The organism is Sphingobacterium bovistauri, from assembly GCF_020295405.1.
Taxonomy (GTDB): Bacteria; Bacteroidota; Bacteroidia; order Sphingobacteriales; family Sphingobacteriaceae; genus Sphingobacterium; species Sphingobacterium bovistauri.
Genome location: NZ_JADEYP010000010.1, coordinates 108,013 through 126,635, shown reverse-complemented (window position 1 = coordinate 126,635; position 18,623 = coordinate 108,013). Strand labels below are relative to the sequence as shown.

At 32.7% G+C, this 18,623-nt stretch carries 15 protein-coding genes; 10 read left to right on the top strand and 5 right to left on the bottom strand.

Annotation, left to right across the window (positions count from 1 at the left end; all coding sequences use genetic code 11):
- Positions 1-114: 114 nt before the first annotated feature.
- The 5 genes from IPZ78_RS07335 to IPZ78_RS07315 form a co-directional block, all read right to left on the bottom strand.
- Positions 115-1,569 carry a recombinase family protein gene (locus IPZ78_RS07335; RefSeq protein WP_225552353.1) on the bottom strand — a complete coding sequence of 485 codons (1,455 nt, stop codon included), beginning with the start codon at positions 1,567-1,569 and terminating at the stop codon, positions 115-117.
- On the bottom strand, positions 1,520-1,702 hold the full coding sequence (locus tag IPZ78_RS07330; RefSeq protein ID WP_225552352.1) for a hypothetical protein: 183 nt from the start codon (positions 1,700-1,702) through the stop codon (positions 1,520-1,522). The genes IPZ78_RS07335 and IPZ78_RS07330 overlap by 50 nt, the downstream gene beginning before the upstream one ends.
- Positions 1,703-2,078: 376 nt before the next feature.
- Positions 2,079-2,516: a hypothetical protein gene (locus IPZ78_RS07325; protein WP_225552351.1), complete on the bottom strand. Its 438-nt coding sequence runs from the start codon at positions 2,514-2,516 to the stop codon at positions 2,079-2,081.
- Positions 2,517-2,518: 2 nt separating this feature from the next.
- Complete coding sequence (locus tag IPZ78_RS07320) at positions 2,519-3,118, bottom strand: recombinase family protein (protein WP_225552350.1); 600 nt, start codon at positions 3,116-3,118, stop codon at positions 2,519-2,521.
- Between the two features lie 168 nt (positions 3,119-3,286).
- Positions 3,287-3,481, bottom strand: coding sequence for a recombinase family protein (locus IPZ78_RS07315; protein WP_225552349.1), 195 nt, complete (start codon positions 3,479-3,481; stop codon positions 3,287-3,289).
- Between the two features lie 616 nt (positions 3,482-4,097).
- On the opposite strand from IPZ78_RS07315, the gene IPZ78_RS07310 reads away from it, so the two are divergent.
- From IPZ78_RS07310 to IPZ78_RS07265, 10 genes are all read left to right on the top strand, one after another.
- Positions 4,098-5,273, top strand: a complete 1,176-nt coding sequence (locus IPZ78_RS07310; RefSeq protein ID WP_225552348.1) for an SIR2 family protein — start codon at positions 4,098-4,100, stop codon at positions 5,271-5,273.
- Positions 5,270-7,051 carry an ATP-binding protein gene (locus IPZ78_RS07305; protein WP_225552347.1) on the top strand — a complete coding sequence of 594 codons (1,782 nt, stop codon included), beginning with the start codon at positions 5,270-5,272 and terminating at the stop codon, positions 7,049-7,051. The genes IPZ78_RS07310 and IPZ78_RS07305 overlap by 4 nt, the downstream gene beginning before the upstream one ends.
- 8 nt (positions 7,052-7,059) lie before the next feature.
- Positions 7,060-7,275: a KTSC domain-containing protein gene (locus IPZ78_RS07300; RefSeq protein ID WP_225552346.1), complete on the top strand. Its 216-nt coding sequence runs from the start codon at positions 7,060-7,062 to the stop codon at positions 7,273-7,275.
- Between the two features lie 236 nt (positions 7,276-7,511).
- On the top strand, positions 7,512-9,992 hold the full coding sequence (locus tag IPZ78_RS07295; protein ID WP_225552345.1) for a hypothetical protein: 2,481 nt from the start codon (positions 7,512-7,514) through the stop codon (positions 9,990-9,992).
- Between the two features lie 12 nt (positions 9,993-10,004).
- On the top strand, positions 10,005-11,039 hold the full coding sequence (locus IPZ78_RS07290; protein WP_225552344.1) for a hypothetical protein: 1,035 nt from the start codon (positions 10,005-10,007) through the stop codon (positions 11,037-11,039).
- Positions 11,005-12,033: a hypothetical protein gene (locus IPZ78_RS07285; protein WP_225552343.1), complete on the top strand. Its 1,029-nt coding sequence runs from the start codon at positions 11,005-11,007 to the stop codon at positions 12,031-12,033. The genes IPZ78_RS07290 and IPZ78_RS07285 overlap by 35 nt, the downstream gene beginning before the upstream one ends.
- Positions 12,030-13,490 (top strand): DUF3375 domain-containing protein, encoded by a 1,461-nt coding sequence (locus IPZ78_RS07280; RefSeq protein WP_225552342.1) that lies wholly within the window; start codon positions 12,030-12,032, stop codon positions 13,488-13,490. The genes IPZ78_RS07285 and IPZ78_RS07280 overlap by 4 nt, the downstream gene beginning before the upstream one ends.
- A complete protein-coding gene (locus tag IPZ78_RS07275; RefSeq protein ID WP_225552341.1) occupies positions 13,487-14,065 on the top strand; it encodes a DUF4194 domain-containing protein in 579 nt (192 codons plus the stop codon). The genes IPZ78_RS07280 and IPZ78_RS07275 overlap by 4 nt, the downstream gene beginning before the upstream one ends.
- Positions 14,049-17,447 carry an ATP-binding protein gene (locus tag IPZ78_RS07270; RefSeq protein WP_225552340.1) on the top strand — a complete coding sequence of 1,133 codons (3,399 nt, stop codon included), beginning with the start codon at positions 14,049-14,051 and terminating at the stop codon, positions 17,445-17,447. The genes IPZ78_RS07275 and IPZ78_RS07270 overlap by 17 nt, the downstream gene beginning before the upstream one ends.
- On the top strand, positions 17,444-18,592 hold the full coding sequence (locus IPZ78_RS07265; protein WP_225552339.1) for a Wadjet anti-phage system protein JetD domain-containing protein: 1,149 nt from the start codon (positions 17,444-17,446) through the stop codon (positions 18,590-18,592). The genes IPZ78_RS07270 and IPZ78_RS07265 overlap by 4 nt, the downstream gene beginning before the upstream one ends.
- The last annotated feature ends 31 nt before the right edge of the window (positions 18,593-18,623 follow it).

Genomic DNA, 18,623 nt, shown 5'->3' with positions numbered 1-18,623 from the left:
GCGTCCGCAGAATCCTTCAATGCAAAACTTAAGGCATTCAGGAGTATGTTTCGAGGTGTAAGAGATACTACCTTTTTCCTATACAGAGTGATGAAATTGTATGCTTAAAAATGATTATCCCCCCAAGAATTCAGCTTGATCCAAATCTAGCATAGTAGGTGTTCGATAGATACCATTTTCATAATACAAATTGCTGTCGAACACCATCTTTACAAATTCCCTCTTTTGCAATGTATCAGCCACCGAATAAACATGGCGCATATCAGTTAACATATTGAGGTTTTTTTCCAAAATATTGAATGCAACACTTTTGTCATTACTCAAACGTTCAATGGCACCTTTAAGATTTAAGATATTATCATTATAGATAGAATACCAACGTTGATACGTATCCTTATTAATTTCATTTTTTATCCATTTTTCCTCTACTGAAAAAAGCTTCTCTTCAACTTCTTGCAATTGGTTCTTCTTTTCTATTACATTTTTACGATTATTCTCCAATACTGAATCCAAAGAATTTTTTGTTTCTGTCCTAATCTTCCTGACCCTTGTAATTGGAAGACTCATCAGATCACATATTTCTAATAACTGGTTATGAGCTTTTACAGCACTAATATTGTTGTGCTTTGAATGTTTACATTTATAGTAATAAAAATACTTACCTGATTTACCTCTGGATGGCGCACCTGATAGCGGATGCCCACAATGACAATTTAATATCCCACGTAATGGAATTTCATCATCAATAACTGTCCTTGTTTTTTCAGGACGCTTAAGTTTTTGTTGAACCAATGTCCAAGTCGTCTTATCAATGATAGGCTCGTGAATTCCATTAAATAAACCACCTTCGTAATTTTTATAGGCATCTACCTTTAGCAAGCCTGCATAGATCGGATTTTTGAGCACACGTTCAATTGCCATATTGCCCTTGGTTGTAAAGCCTAATTTTTGTGCTTGTTCTTTTATAAGATAGAGTGGCGTATTCTTTAAATAAGAATCGTAAATGAAGCTTATAATCTTTGCTTCATTTTCTTCTATTACCAACCTTCGCTCCTTGCGCTCTCCTTCCTTTCTGTATCCGAACGGTGCGTTTTTAAATACATATCTTCCCTCTTTGGCTTTTGCAGTATAGATTCCTCCTTTCACTTTAATGCTTCTATTGATATTGTCTTCTTCAGCAAGTAATAATTGTAATCCAGCACGAAAAAAACTGCCAGGTGTATCATAATCAAAAATAATACCTTCAGTAACACTGACTACTTGTATGCTGTATTTTTTCTGCAACTCTTTGACCATACTAATTGCTTCACCTGCATCACGACTGAACCGGTCAAGCTGATCAACAAGCAAATAATCTACGGTACGATGATGTTTAGTGATAAATTCTCTCAGCTTAATAAAATCGGGACGATCAAAAGTTCTTGCACTTTTCCCCCTGTCGATAAAAGTATCTACCAATTCCACATTATTGAATTTAAGCCATTGGTCGGTATATAGTTCCTGTCTTTCTATAGAACCATTACTCTGACCGAGTTGACTGAATCTTAGATATCTTATCGCTCTTTTCATAATATTCATTTAATGTTGCTGAAACAATAATTTCACTAATTAAATTTACGAATTTTTCCTCTTTTTCTCTTTGGAGATCTTCAAAAAATATTGATGTTTTTTCATCATTTCCCTCCATATCCTTCTCTCCCATAAAACAATATTTTTGAAGTTTAAAAATAAAAGGCTTTATTTCTAAAGCCTAAAAATTAAATCATGTTATGTTGCCTGGCAAGCCCTCCATTTTCATTTTAATGGTAGTTTTTTCTTTAATATTATGACTTGGTCTATATATAATATAAGAACGCTGGTGTAGGTATCTGATCTTTTTTATATACGTTGCCGAACTGGATATTTTAGATCCTTCCATCATTTGTTTGCTGCTAATTTGTATGGAATCTGCACAATCGTTAGTTAGCCATATCTTAAAAAGAAAAAGATATAGGGAAATATGTCCTGAGTCAATAACAGGATCATTGCTAACTTTTTCTAAAAAACTCATTAAGACTTCCATTCTTTCCATATTCCTACTAAATTTTAGCTCTTTGTTGTCTTTTCTTATCAATATCCATCTTTACTACATTTCTACTTTTTTCAGGCACTGATACCGCTAAATTTCCAACTGATGCTTTTTTATGTAATGCATCATAAAAGTTAATTTCACGTTTTAAAGGATTTGCCTCAATCTCAAGCTTTTGGATATTTTTACCTGTTTTAATTTGAATATCGACTCTTTGGCCATTTTTCAACTTATCAATTACTACTTCTTTCTCCTCCTCGTTTAACTTAATACCGCGAATTCGGGAAAGTTCCGTTGTTAAATCAAAATCTGGAATATTGATTGCTCTCAATTTGATATGTCCTTCACCGTCTCTATCGTTTAAATCAGGAACTATCCACTTAGTTCCAGTGGTATTAACAGCACGACCATGCAATAATTCTGAAGCCTGAAATTTATCTATTGACATGCCTATATACCCTTACACTTTGAAGTGTTGCAGTGATAATATCTGTATTTTGCCAACTTACCCTGGGAAATACTTCCAGTTAGCTTTCGTCCGCAGAAAGGGCAATCTATGAATCCTCTTAGTGGAAATAAAAATTTTGTATGAAACTTAGCTTCATTCTGTTTAAGTCTGCTTTTGAGCAATAACTGTACAAGCTGAAAGATATCCTCGGATATGATTGGTTGATGGATTGCCTTTACAAATTGTGTTTCTTCTTCTTGGTTAGCATTAATTTTTATTATTCCACAATAGATGGGATTTCGCAATATTTTCCAAAAATTGTTCTTACTACACTGTAAGCCTTTTTGGCAAGTCATCATTCTGACTTGATTGATGGAATATGTACCTTTTGAAAACTGTTCAAAAGCCCAAGTGATCAAGTCTGCCTGCGGTTGTTTTGGCACAATAATTTCCCTCCCCTCTTGCGTAGACTGATTCGCATATCCCATTGGTGCTCTTCCTGGCCATCTCCCCATCTTTCGAGCTCGACGCATTCCATCGGAAGCATTCCTGCCTCTTCTGCTATTTTCGGCCTCAGGTATTGAAAGGTATATTGCTAGCATAACAATACTTTCGGGCACATTAAAATCAATGGGTTAGTCAATAGCAAAGGGTTTCGTATTGAGTTCCCTCAATATGCCAAGCATCTGATACCCATATTCAATACTTCGGCTAAAACGATCCCATTAGATGAACAATATGTTTTCTGCTAGTCTATTTCTGTTCTTTTTTTAAGTCTTGATAATTTTCTTCCACTCGGGTCGATTGAAAGTCTTGGCTGAGAAATCTTCTCTATAAATCCCTTTGACAGTAATCTTGTTTTGTTCGCAATATTTTAGTAATCTATCTTCCTGTTCGGGTAGGGAATATCCTTTTCTTTTTTGTTCATCCGTGCTGACACGGACATATAAATAGGCTGATACCATACGATTTTATTTTAAAGTATTACTGATTAAGTAAATGATTATATAAATAACGAATGAGAATACTTCGGATAAATAATTATTTGTATTTATTAATAGAATATTAATGTGAATTCAATGAATGCAAAAATTTATTCTATTAATATCAAAAATTATTTTTCAAACTTGGTCTTCTACAATTAAAATATTCCATTTTCAGTACATTTGTTGAAATTATAATTTGTTTTATATTTGTTAATTATCTCCAATAATTTAACCAAATATTACGACTTCAAATAACCACTTATGAGTTACCACGACCCTATCCGTCAATCTAAATATTTAAGACAAACTTTATCTCAAGAAAAAAAGTGTCGGCTTTTTCATTTCAAAAGGATGTATCTCGGCTGTTTCTAATATTCATAAATCTTAGACATGTACTATGAAGAAATTAAAACACGACACTTCGGAATACATAAGAAGTATTCAACAAATATTAATTTCTGACAAAAAGAAATTATGTTTCCTTTTTGTCGAAGGGAGTTCTCTAGTTTGGACAAACTGTAAATCCCTGACCGTTTAAGCAATAGGAAAGATGATTTTTGGATAGAGGAATTTAACAGGATTAAAATAAAATATTATGAATAATTATACCCATGACCCTTTACGGGAATTAATAGAAATAAGGAATCAGCTATCTTATACAAAAAGACTTGGTTTTTTATTTGGTGCCGGTACTTCAAAAGCAATGGGAATTTCTGACATAACAACATTAACTAAGAAGATTGAAGATTCCATAAGCGATCCTTCTAAGGCTCTCTTTAGTAAAATCAAAAATGATCTTAATGTTGATTCTCAACACATTGAAGCTGTCCTTAACCAGATAAGATTAATACGACAAATTACTAAGGATAGTGATGAAAAAAAATATAACGATATAGCTGGCAAAATTGCTCAAAAACTCGACAAAGAAATTTGTGATAAAATATATGAAATCATTTCTTCAGAAGAACAAGTCGCAGATATAAAAACTGCTAAAAAATTTATTGGTTGGTTAAATTGGATGTCAAGAGACTTTGTTAAAGAAATATTTACAACTAACTATGATTTAATCCTTGAAAAGTCATTTGAGGATTTATTAATTCCATTCTATGATGGATTTATTGGTGCCCACGAACCTTTTTTTGCTCATCAAACTTTAGATAGCAGATCAAAATACGATCGCCCTCCCACATCTTGGATTAGATTATGGAAACTACATGGTTCTTTAGGTTGGTTTTGGAAATTGAATGAGGACAAGAAAACACACAGGGTGATTCGACTAAGTTCAGGTGCAAAAGAAAAACATCCTGATTCAGAACTTGTAATTTATCCATCCAGAGATAAATATGAATCTTCCAGAAAACAACCTTTTACTAGCTATTTTGATAGACTGAAGGAATCCCTATTGGCAGGTGAAGGTATATTCATAATAAGTGGATACTCTTTTTCTGACGAACATGTAAATGAGATTATTTTCAGCGGTTTAAATCAAAATAACAGACTGCATATTATTGCATTCTTTTTTGATGATGTACCATTAAACAACATTATAGAACAAGGCAAAAATTTCCCGAACTTAACATTAATGGGGCCAACACAGGCTTCGATTTCTGGTGTCAGCGGGCAATGGAAGCATAATAAAGACGGAGAGCTTTTGTCCCCGTTTTGGGATAAAGATAGCAATAAATTAAAGCTTGGAGATTTTAAAGAATTGATAAATTTTCTGGTACTTTCATCTGGATTTAGAGATAAAATTGAAAATCAGACTAAATGAAAACAGATATAACATATTTAGGTAGAGTCATCAACGTCAATAGTGCTAGCGTGGAAGTGGAAATTTCGAAAGACATACCTTCAGCAGCCCCCATTATAAATGGAAGATTATATAAACTCGGGCAAATAGGTACATTTGTAAAATTTCCGATTGGGAATCTTACGCTTTATGGATTGGTATCATCAGTAAGTAATACTCCATCAACGATTGACAATATAGATTATGAACCAGATTATGGCTCAAGATTCTTACAGGTTCAATTAGTTGGTGAAAAACTTGGAAATGAATCTTTTGAAAAAGGAATTGGGACATTCCCTACGATTAATGACGAAGTGCATATCGTAACAGAAGATGATTTAAAAGAAATCTATGGAGTTAAGAAGAATGGACATATAGAGATTGGGAAACACGCATCATCCGAAAATCTTCCAGTATATGTTAGTCTTCATAATTTAGTATTAAGACATTCTGCAATTTTAGGTTCTACTGGAAGTGGGAAGTCGAATACAACGGCTCACATAATAAAAACAGTTTTAGATAATGGTGAAGGAGCCCGTTTAATTCTTGTTGATACTCATGGTGAATATTCTTCGGCATTTGAAGGAAAAGCGAAAGTCTTCAAAATTAACGATAAAACAAATCCGCTTATTATTCCCTTTTGGACAATGAATTTTGATGAACTGTCTTTTTTTCTTGTAGGACGCCCTGATGGTCAAGAAAAACCGGAAGACAAGCAACTGAGAGATAAGATTTTGGAGTTAAAAAAAGCGAATGCAACTCTGTTAAAAGCTGGTGCTGTTGATGTCGGTTATATTACCACTGATTCTCCAATACCCTTTGATATTAAAAAGATGTGGTATGATTTTGACAGAGAAATGAATGCTACATACAACCATGCAAGCGATCATATCGCTGCGAATGAATGTTTGGAAGAAGAGGGCGATCCTAGTATTTTAAAACCTGCAAAGTTTCAGCCACACTCACCAAACAATACAGCTCCTTATAAATCAAAAAAGCTAACCATGTATCCATATGTAGGGAAAATATATTCCCGGCTAAAGGATAGTAGGTACAGTTTCATGTTTAATCCAAGCGATTATTATGACACTACAAGTGAGAATGATATCGATCACCTTTTAAGAAATTGGATTGAACACGAACAAAGGTTGACTATTCTCGATTTGAGTGGTATCCCATTTGAATTGATTGATATTTCAGTTGGATTAATAACAAGGTTTTTATACGACTCAATGTATTGGGGGCGGTTCGAAGAATACACAGGTAGAAACAGGCCTTTATTAATGGTATATGAAGAAGCACATTCATATCTTCCGAGGGGAGAGAAAAATTCCAATGTGTATGGTTATGCCAGAAAAGCGGTAGAAAGAATATTTAAGGAAGGCCGAAAATTTGGGATTGGTGCGATGGTAATAACACAGCGGCCATCCGAAATATCAGAGACAATTCTTGCTCAGGTAGGTACTTTTATAGCATTACGATTGACGAATAGTGGTGATAAAGGCACCGTTCAGTCCTCTGCTCCAAATAATATGAATAGTCTTATCGAACTATTACCCTCTTTAAGAGTTGGGGAAGCAATTATTGTAGGCGAAGCAATCAACATTCCTTCGAGAGTAAGAATTAATTTAGTAGAACCACGACCATCAAGCAACGATCCAGATTTGGCTAAAGCCTGGAGTAATGTATTTGCATCGAAAGAAGATAATTATAAATCAGTGGTAAAAGCCATACGAGAACAAAAAAACATTAATAAATAACAATAATTATGGAAATGATCCCAGTAACCTCATCTAATATTGCTGCAATAGGCTATGATGAACAAAGTGCCACTTTAACAATACAATTCATTAAAGAAAACGCAGTTTATGAGTATTACGATGTGCCACAATATGAATATGATGCATTAATGTCTGCTGGTTCTCACGGTAGTTATGCAAATAAGAATATTTATAAAGTTTACCGCCAACAAAGAATAGCGTAATCAGTTAAACTATGGAAAGATACAGAAATTCAGGAGGAGATTCAGGTGTCTCCCTCCTCCTTTGAAATAGGTACTGATTATATCATTGTAAAGTTTTCAGGCTCCTTTCGCACCTACGGATATAGCTACCGAAAAGCAGGTCAGCATCACGTAGAGACTATGAAAAGGTTAGCCAGAAGTGGTAGTGGTTTGAATAGTTACATCAACCAATATGTAAAGAATTTATACGATAAATTATGACTACAACCGAATTCAGAAACAAGCTGATAGAGTTAGCAGTGTCAGAAAAAGAGGAAAACAAAATTGCAAAAGTTTTAGCCTACTACTATCCAAGTTTAGATTTGAGTAGTAGGGAATCTTTCTTTGAAAGCTTGATGAGGTTTTTTAAACTTTCTGATAATCAAAATTTTGATTTCAATACGTTATCCCAAGAAATGGAAACTGACAAAAATATTTTTGACACAAATTCTTATAGGGGAAAAGATCTTAGAATCAAAAATATTGAGATTTCCAGTTTAAGAGGCATTCCGGAAAAAGATAAAAATGGTGTTCCCTTCGGTCTTAATTTGGTTGATGATGGAATTATAAATAATGCTGTAATATTAGCAAATAATGGGACTGGAAAATCTTCGATTTTTGCAGGACTTGAAATGATTTACGCACAGGAAATTGGAGAAAAGAATCTTAGAACTGAATCATATCAGAATTTAAAAAAAGAAAATTATAATAGCTATATTGATCGGTTCACATCAACATCTTCGACACATTGTAAAATTGATACAGAATCAGGGGAATATGACCTTGAAAATATTATTTTTAGAAATGAAAATCTACGGAAAATATTCAATCCAAGAAACTTTTTTATCAGCGATTTTGATATCTATGAAAATGGTAAAGTAAGGTTTATAGGAAATAATAAAGATGCTAATTCATTACATAGTATTGTTGCAAGATCTTTGGGTTTGGAAGAATTTCTTCAATTACAAAATTTACTTCTGCAAATCCCAGGATATAGAAGATCAAAAGAATCTGGCAGAAGGAATGCCATAGATAAACAACTTAACGAGCAGAAAGATATTCTTAAAAATGCAAATACGCAGATTCAGGCAAAGCAAAGAGAAATTGATGCGTTACAAAAAGTGAAAAACGATGACGTTTCAAAAAGAACTTTAGATAACGCAAAGCAAATCGAGTCATTAAAATCTCTCCTCAATAAAGATTTTAAAATTCATTTATCGTCCGAAAAGTCTGTAGCTGGAAATATATCCAATTTCAACTCTTTATATCAAAACTTTTTAAGTAAAACCAAAGACAAAAGAAGTTTTGTAGAAAGGGATTTTTTAGAAGCTGGTAAAGAAATCTTACACGATTTTGATAATTGTCCATTTTGTATGGATTCGAATAAATCTATAGAACAAATTCAGGAAAACGTTGAACGGAGATTAAAAGAACTTAAAGAAATTCAAAAGATAGATAAAGAAATAAAAGAAGCGTACAGGGATTTGAGCACAAATTTATGGCAACTATCAAAAGAATTTAATAGGTTATATGAATTGATCACTCTGGAAAGAACTGAGCTTACTCCTTTCGTCAATTTGCAGAATATAAGTAAAAAAGAAGAAATTCTTTATTTTCAATTGTCACTGCTGGTAAATGATATTGAGTTAAGTGAGCATATTAATTCTTTAACTCAAAAAAATATTCCGAACGAGAAAGATTATTTGACACTATATAACCTAATAGAAAATAATCCAACATTATTTAAAGAAACATTTGCAAATGTAATAGATGCGATTAGCTCACTTTCATTAGAAAGAAAAGAAAGTATAGAAAACGCTATTAGTGATATTAATAATCAGGAAACCACAATTTCTGTACAGCAACAAATAAAGACTTTAAGTGACGAAATAGAAAAATATAAAACTCAAATCCCCAATATAGAAAAACAAATTTCTGAACTAGAAAAACAACTCATTGAAGCAAGCAAGGATGCTGATTTGGTTGATAGAGTAAAACGAGAAGTTGGCGAATACAACTTAAGGTATGGGATTGAAATAAATAATATCGTAAGTCAGGTGTTTGAACCCATAAAGGATGTCGTTGAATCAATTATGAAGGATTATTTTGAGAATAATCCTCAAAATGAGTTTAAAATTTATATAAGAAGTAATCCAATCGAAATTGATGGAGTTGAAATTGAAGACAAATGTATAGTAGCTGAAATAGTTAATAAACATTCCAATAAAACAACTACACCAGATCAGTATTTCAATACATTCAGATATAAGTTATTCTGTTTAATGGTCAGCCTGAGCATTGCATTGGCAACAAGAAAAAAGTATCAAATTAATCTGCCTTTAGTGATTGACGATATTTTCTTTGCCAGTGATTTTGCCAGTAAGAACTCCTTTTCTAATTTTCTTCATAAAGTAATTGAGGTATTTTACAAGTACACTCCGGAACTCCCTTTACAATTTATTTTATTTACGCACGACGATATAATCTTCAGAAGTTCAATGGATGCAATTGAAAAGAGTGTAGAGGTTTCTGATGATATAGTTCTTTGCGAAGAAAACAAATCTTCGTTGGTAAGTAAAACCTTAGTAGGTAGATTTTTCGATCCTGAAGATAAAGATAACCAAATATCCCATTTTGAAGATGGTCGAAGCTATTGGGAGTTACTTTATAAAATCCCTAAACTAATACCCCAATTCTAATACCTAAAAGAGATGAAGCACAATTCCACAAAAATATTGCTTTGGCTAACACCAATTTTTTTCATAATTATTACAATTCTGTTCTATTGTCATTGGAAAAGTATTAATAAGAATATTACTGAAATTAAAGAACAAAACAAGGGATACTACGAGAAGTTAGCAGAAAAGAAAAATTACGGCCCATTTCAGATTGACTATAAATCATTGAATAAAAAGCAAGTGGTAATTGATCCGATTGAAATAGAAAAGATCAATAATCATATTAAAGTACTAACAGAAGAAGTACAAAAAGAATCGAATAGAGCTGAAAGTATTATTGATAAAGACCTAGATCGTCTTAATCTTTATATGGCTGTTGGTATCGGTTTTATGACTTTGTTAGGAATTTTTGCCCCCATTTTAATAAATATTTTAAGTGTACACGATTTACGAGAAAAACAGAATAAGATTGAAGACGATTTAGAAAAAATAAAAGGAAAGGATATTGACCAAGCGATCAAAAATGCAGAAAAAGCTATATCTGTATCTACTATAGCAATTGAAAAAACAAAAAATTTAGACAGCTTATCACAGAAGATCGATAATGTCGAAAAGAAGGCTAAAGAAAATCTTCCAGATGTATGTAATCTTATTTTACAGAATGCAATATTCAGATTTTTTAATGTAAGTTCCTTTATTCTAACAGAAGCACATAGGAAAGGTAATTATAATGAGTTTATAAATATTCTAGAAGCCATCAAGGTGGGATTTGAGAGATGTAAAAATGAAGAGGAACATAATATTGACAATAACCATATCTTTAAGTTTATAATAGCAGACTTTATTATTCATTTGAATTCTGAACGCTTTAAGGTACATCCTGTTTTTAGTGAGCGGGAAGATTATAATGTCTTTGATATTTTAATTCAAGGACTGTTAAATTTACAAAACTCGAAAGATGAAGATAAAGAGAATAATTATGTAAATGTTATAGAACAAATTCAAGAAGTTATTAATCAATTTAATAGTAAGAATGTTAAGAATCAACCAACAACTCAAGCGAGTTGAAATATCCAATTTTGAAATCGAAAACCAAATCGTTTTCAACTACTTTGACAATCTGCCTGTAATTGAACGGGATGAGAAATTGCTTAGGGCTATTTACATAGGTGTACTGGCATTAATGGAAGATCGTATGTCGGCATTTCTTTCCAAAACGAGCAATGAATTGGGAACGGAACTGGAAAGTCTGAAAATGATCTTTGATATGAAAAAGGAGCTGTTTTACAAATCTTCCATCAAAGGAATATTGGCAGAGGACGAGATAGCCGATTTTCTCAATCAATATTTTGCAGAAAAAAAAATAAAAGACCGAGCAATACTAACTGGAAATACAGCAGGAATCATTCCGAGAAATAAAACAGGTGATATCATTTGTGAGGTAGACGGTAATCCCAATCTCAGAATCGCTATTGAATGTAAATTTGATAAGAGTGTCCGGTTAGGAGATATTGAAACCAAAGACTTGTTTACAAGAAAAACTGATACCGCCTGGAGCCAATTGCTCGAAGCACAAGCTAACAGGGATGCAAAAGTGGGTCTCATCGTATTTGATATTTCCTTGGTAGATAATTCTGTTCTTAGGGAATTTGAAAACGTAGGATATATTCCCAGTATCGGATTGGTTGCCATTATCAACTCTCAAAAAGGCGATTACTCCAACTTATCAATTGCCTATATGCTGGCGAGAGATATTGCGTTAAATGCCAAGCAGGTGGAACTGGATAAGGATTTGTTGGTGATATTGGTCAATCGGCTTATAAAAGATATCAACGAAATCACAACGATAAAAAGCCTGGTTCATAATAATATTGAGAATAATAAAGCCATTCTCAAACAGCTAGAAAAAAGTATTTTGCTAATGGAATTTAATCAACAATATCTCAGAAAATTTCTGGAGGACGGCACATTAACGAAAGAGGATTTACTCAATTATTATCAGGGCGAAGATGTAAAAGATAAATATCGTTTCATCGAAAATGAAATAAATGCGTTAAAATGACAGACTTTTCTCATATATTAAACACACTGAACACTTCACCAAGTGTTGAACTGTTGCGCTTGCGAAACAGGGAAATTGTCGTTGAGTTTCTTGTCAACACCTTTTTAAATAAGCAAGGTGCGATTTCTTCTGAAAATATACTTACACAATTAACGGATTTTTTGGAAGGACACGGAGTGGAGAATGACGAGGACAGCGAAATCAGTACGTTTGATACTTACGAAATAAAAGCAAAAAAGTATATCCTGAATTGGACGAACAAAGGTTTTTTAACTAATTATCCCGATGAACAAGGTGAGGTTTTCTATGAACTTTCCGCTCATTCAAGCAAAACTATAGATTGGTTAGCAAGTTTAAAAAAAGAAGAATTTGTCGGTACAGAATCAAAATTCAATAATATTCTAAATCAGTTAAAAGAACTGGTGGAGTTTACCAACGAGGATGCCGAAAAACGTATTCAATTATTGGAAGAAAAGAAACTGGAAATTGAACAACAAATTCAACGCATAAAAATCGGTGAAGATGTAAAGGTATTTGAAGAATTTGAAATCATTCCACGTTTCAACCAGCTCAATCAGTCAGCGAAAGAACTGTTATCCGATTTCAAGGAAGTAGAAGATAATTTTAAAGAAATAACAAAAGTTATTTACCAAAAACACGCAGAAGGTAGTTTAACGAAAAGCGATATTCTGTCTTTTACTTTCGATGCTCTTGATGAACTGAAAGACAGCCAGCAAGGCAAGAGCTTCTATGCTTTTTGGTCGTTCATTCTAAATCCTGACTTGCAAAACAAATGGGAAAGTTTGACTAAAGAATTGTATCAAACTTTGGAAGAAAAGTCTATTCCTGTCAATGATTCATTTCTCAAAGGAATGAAAAACCATTTGTACAATTCGGGAAGAAAGGTTTATAAAGCCAATGATAAAATGGCTGAAAAACTAAGTCGTATCATTCGGGAAACTGAAAGCACAAAGTCGGAAGCTACGAAAAAGTTGATTCAGGAAATCAAAAACCAATTGGTAGAAATCAGCAAAACAAAAAAGAAACCTGAGATTTCATTTGAACTGGAGACCGAAATTGAAATCAATATCCCCTTTGAACGTAAATTAACCGCCGAACAAACTGAAGAAATTACTTATACCAACAAACCAAAAATAGCAGACGAAGACATTACGACCTCCAATCATTTAGGAAAATTGTTTTCGCAATCCAACATTGACAAAGAGTTGCTAAAGAAAAGAATTAAAGACATTTTGAAAGAAAAAACACAAACTACACTTTTAGACGTGGTTGAAAGTTATGGCGGACTCGAAAAAGGTTTGCCCGAATTGTTCGGATATATTGGAATTGTAAAAGAGTTTAAACACGCTATCAATCCCGAAAAAACACAGAATATTATCTTCGATGTGGAAAGAAGGAAACACATAAAAATACCTGAAATAATTTTGACAAAATGAATAGTTTAGAACAGCATATTACTCCATATAGCAAAGCAATTGTTAGATTGCTTAAATCCACAGTTGAAAGTACTTCAAACGTCTGGGAAGACATTATTTATTATCAAAATGAAATTCAGGATTATATCAGCCAAATTGGTTTAGAACTTATTGTAAAGAAAGACGAAGGATTTGCTTTTGTAAAACAATTGGAAGACAGCGAAGGCAAAACGCTTGGCTTGGTAACAAGACGACAAATTGGTTTTGAAACATCCATAGTTTTGGTCGTTTTAAGACAAAGTTTAGAAGATTTTGATAGCAATCCAACACAATTTGCAAGCGAGAAATTCATTACTGATACAGAAATCAAAGATGAATTAGAACTTTTTCTGCAAGAGGGTTATAATAAATTGAAATTTCAAAAAGATTTAGATAAATATATTCGGAGTGTTGTAGAATTAGGTTTTTTAAAGGAAATCAGCAAAAAAGAGAACGAAACAAAATACCAAATACACCGCATTATCAAAGAAAAAATAACACTGGATATATTACAGGATTTTCAAACAAAACTGAAAGAATATGTTGAGTCTGTTTAGTACAAGTTCCGACAAAACAGGTTTCAGACTTCAATATATGGAAGTTTATAACTGGGGAACGTTTAACGAAAAGGTTTTCAGAATCAATCCGCAGGGAAATAATTCATTGTTGACCGGAGCAAACGCTTCGGGAAAAAGCACCTACATAGATGCCTTGTTGACGTTAATTGTTCCTGCAAAAAAAGACCGTTTTTACAATCAATCATCTGGTGTTGATAAGAAAGGCGACCGAACCGAAGAAACGTATGTATTAGGGCATTACGGAAATATTCAGGAAGAAGGAAAAACATCCTCTTCTACACAAAAACTGCGTGATACCAATACCTACTCGGTTATTCTTGCTCATTTTGAAAATACCGACCAAAAGAGAATTACATTGTTTCAAGTTCGTTGGTTTTCTAATAATGAATTGAGAAGGCAATTTGGAATTGCTCACATTCCACTTACAGTAGAAAAAGATTTTCGTGATTTTGATGCCAAAGGTTTGTGGAAAAGAAGATTGGATAAAGTTTACAATGCGAACGCAACTAAAAATAAAATTGAATTTAAAGAAACAATAACCGATTATGCTAATAGAGTGGTTGATTTATTCGGTATGCGTTCCGTTAAAGCATTGAGCTTGTTTAATCAAGTTGTGGGTGTGAAAGTTTTGGAAGATTTGGATGAATTTATCAGAACAAATATGCTGGAGGAACAAGATGCAGAAGCTGAATTTATCCAGCTTAAAGAAAGTTTTTTGACTTTAATGGATGCCAAAACCAATATTGAAAAAGCCAAAGAGCAAATCAAACAACTTACACCAATTAACGATATTGCAAACAAATTAAATGAAATTCAAAATGATTTACGTCAGTTAGAATTATCAAGAGAAATGGCTGTGTATTGGTTTGCTAATAGAGGCGTTGAATTAGGTGAAAAGGAATTGGAAAAATGTAAAAAAACGTTACAACTTTTAGAGGATAAATTAGCGGAGTTGCGAGCGAAAGAAACTGAATTAAAAGACCAAGAAACGGATTTGACAGTTCAGATAAAGTCGGATGAAGTGGGAAATCAAATTGAGAAACTTAAAGCAGAAATAGGTCGATTAGAAAAAAGTAAAAATTTAAGAAGCGACAAACTTGACGATTACAACAAAATTGCTCAAAACATAAATATAAACATCAATCCAAGTGAAGAAACTTTTATTGAAAACAGAGAAAAAGCAAAACAACTAAAGCAAAGTACACAACAGAATATTGATGAAGAAAATGAAAATCTTCGTGCCTTTAAAAACGAAGAAGATAAATTAAAACAGGACACGGAAGAGTTAGTAAACATTATTCAAACACTTCAAAAAAATAAAAATAATATTGCTGGTCGTGAGGCCGAAATAAGAGATGAAATTATTACACACATTGGAGCAAATAGAGAAGAAATTCCTTTTATTGGCGAATTGATTAAAGTAAAAGAAGACGAATTGCATTGGGAGTCTTCCATCGAAAAAGTGCTGCATAATTTTGCTTTGCGTTTTATTGTTCCACCAAAATACTATTCACAGGTAAATCAATATGTAAACAGCCACAATCTGAAAGGTAGAATCCGTTATGATAAATACGAAGAACAAGATTATCTCAAAAATTTTCAAAGTAAAAATATCGGAGAAAAATCCTTAGTTCATAAGATTGACATAAAACCCAAAACAGTTTATGCCGATTGGATTGAAAACTATTTGGAAGCACAATTTAATTTTACCTGTGTAGATAACATTTCGGAATTTGAACGTCATTCAGAAATGGCAATTACCCAAAACGGATTGATAAAATTCAAAAGAGGAAAACACGAAAAAGATGACCGTCCGCATATTTCCAAAAAAGAAAACTATGTGTTAGGTTGGGATAATAAAGAAAAGATTGCTGTTTTAAAAAAAGAATTAAATACTCTGCAAAATCAACAGTCCGAAAATAAAAAGGCAATTTCAAACAAAAATATTGAGATTAAAAACTTAGGATCTTTCAGAGATGAATGCCATAATCTGTTTTCAAAATTTGATAAATACGATGATATTAACTGGCAATTTTATGCCAATGAAATTCAGGAAAAAACAGAACAAAAAGAAGGATTAGAAAAAACAAACGACCGGGTAAAACAGTTGCAAGAGCAATTGAAGAAGGTGCAAACCAACTTAAAACAGCTTGTTGAAGTTGATATTTTCAATAAGGGACAAGAAATTTTCACCAAAAAAAATGAGATTAAAAACATAGAACAATCTGTAAAGAGCAACAAAGATATTATCGAACCATTTGGAGATATTGATGTAATTATATTTGAAGTTCAAAATTCGAATTTACTCAATATTGAATACGAAAACTTTGAAACAAGTCGCAGAAAATTTCAAGACGAAAATTTAAAACAAACTCAAGAACTTCAAGAGCAGAAAGGAAAAAAAGAAAGTGAAGTAAGAATTAAAATCAATGCTTTCAAACAACCGAATGAAACCATCATCAGCAGATTCAAAGATTGGCGTTCAGATGTTAATTCATTGCCAGATTCTACAAACCTGGATTTAATCAGTGAATATCAAACCTATTTAGAAAGATTAGAAAAAGACAATCTCCCAAAATTTGAGAAAAGATTCAACGACTATTTACAGGAAACCATTACTAACAAAGTGGGCGATTTCAGAATGTTTTTTCAAAACTGGTCGGATTTTATAAAAGATAATATTCAGCATCTGAATACATCCTTGAAAGAGATTGATTTCAAAAGCAATCCTAAGACCTACATTCAAATTGTTGCACCTAATAAGATCAGTGATGAAGTAAAAGAATTCAGAAGACTTTTGGATAATGCCGTTCCGAATGTGCATCAGATGAACGCTACGATTGATGGAAGAAAGCATCACTTTAACGAGAATATTCAACCTTTTATTGAAAAATTAGACAAAGAAGAATGGCGTAAAAAAGTAATGGATGTTCGTTCTTGGTTCATCTACAAAGCCGAAGAGTTTTTCAAAGAAACCCACCATAAATTCAAAACCTATGAAGCTATGGGACAACTTTCCGGTGGAGAAAAGGCACAACTTACTTACACGATTTTAGGTTCTGCCATTGCATATCAATTTGGCTTGACAAAAGAAGGGTTGCAAAGTAATTCGTTCCGCTTTATTGCTATTGATGAAGCGTTCAAGGCTCAGGACGAAGATAAAGCCAGATACCTGATTACACTTTGCAAACAGCTTCATTTGCAGTTGTTGGTAGTTACACCAAGCGACAATATTCACATTGTAGAAAATGACATTTCATTCGTTCATTTTGTAGAACGCAAAGAAGAGCGACATTCTTGGTTGTACGATATGCCGATTGAACAATTCAAAGAGGAAAAATCCAATTATTTGAACCAATGATTACAGCACAAGAAATAAGAAACAAAACCGATAAAAAGTATATTTCTTTTCTTCAATCATTAGTAGAACAGAGACCTTTTGAAAAATTGGTTATTCGTGGTGATAAATCATATGCCAAATCATCATTACCTGAATTTGAAAAGGAAATCCAACAAATCGTCAGTCAATCCAAAGAGAAAAAGGGGTTTGGTTACACATTGGAATTTCAATTAGTAAAAACAAAATTTTTAGCCTCACAAAACTTACCCATTTCAATTTATTTCGATACAGAAAAAGATTTTTTGAAATTTTTGGGCAAAGAGAAGGAAGTGGAATTATTCAAATCAGATGTTGAAAAAATTACTAATGCATTTCCTGAATTAAAAGAATGGACAATCAAAAATCCGTTGCGAGTAATTGCAAATCAAACAGAATGGGATAATATTTTGAAAGTATGCCAATATTTCAAACAAAATCCCAAGCCGAATTTGTACATAAGAGAATTGCCGATAAAAATACATACGAAATTTATTGAAAGGAATAAGGGTGTAATCCGGGAACTACTTGACATTCTGCTCACAGAACATATCAATAGTGATAGCAAAGAGTTTGAAAAAAGATTTCATCTTAAGTTTAGTGAACCACTTATCCGGTTTAAAATATTAGACAAAGAAATAAGCCAAAGATTCTTTTCAGGACTTGATGATATTGCTATTCCAGTCAGCCAATTTGAAGTTTTGAATTTGCCGATTAAAAGAGTTTTGGTAGTTGAAAACAAAACAACACTTTATACCACTTTGACTTTGCCCAAAATGGACGGGACAATTGCCATATTTGGTAGTGGATTTAGTGTTCATAATCTAAAAAATGTGCAATGGCTTTCTAATCTTGAATTGCTTTATTGGGGTGATATAGATGTTCAAGGGTTTGAAATTCTGTCCCAATTCCGATCTTACTTTCCGCAGACTCAAAGTATACTGATGGATAAAAAAACTTTTGAGAAATTCTTTGAAAATGATAGCGGTACTCCAACAAATGTGTCAACAAAGCTCAATTTGACAAATGGGGAAAAACAACTTTATGATATATTAAAGGTAAACAACTGGCGATTGGAGCAAGAAAAAATACCACTTTTCTGGATCAATGAAAATTTATTTATAAGATGATTTTGTTATTGAATACTACACTAAAATGTCA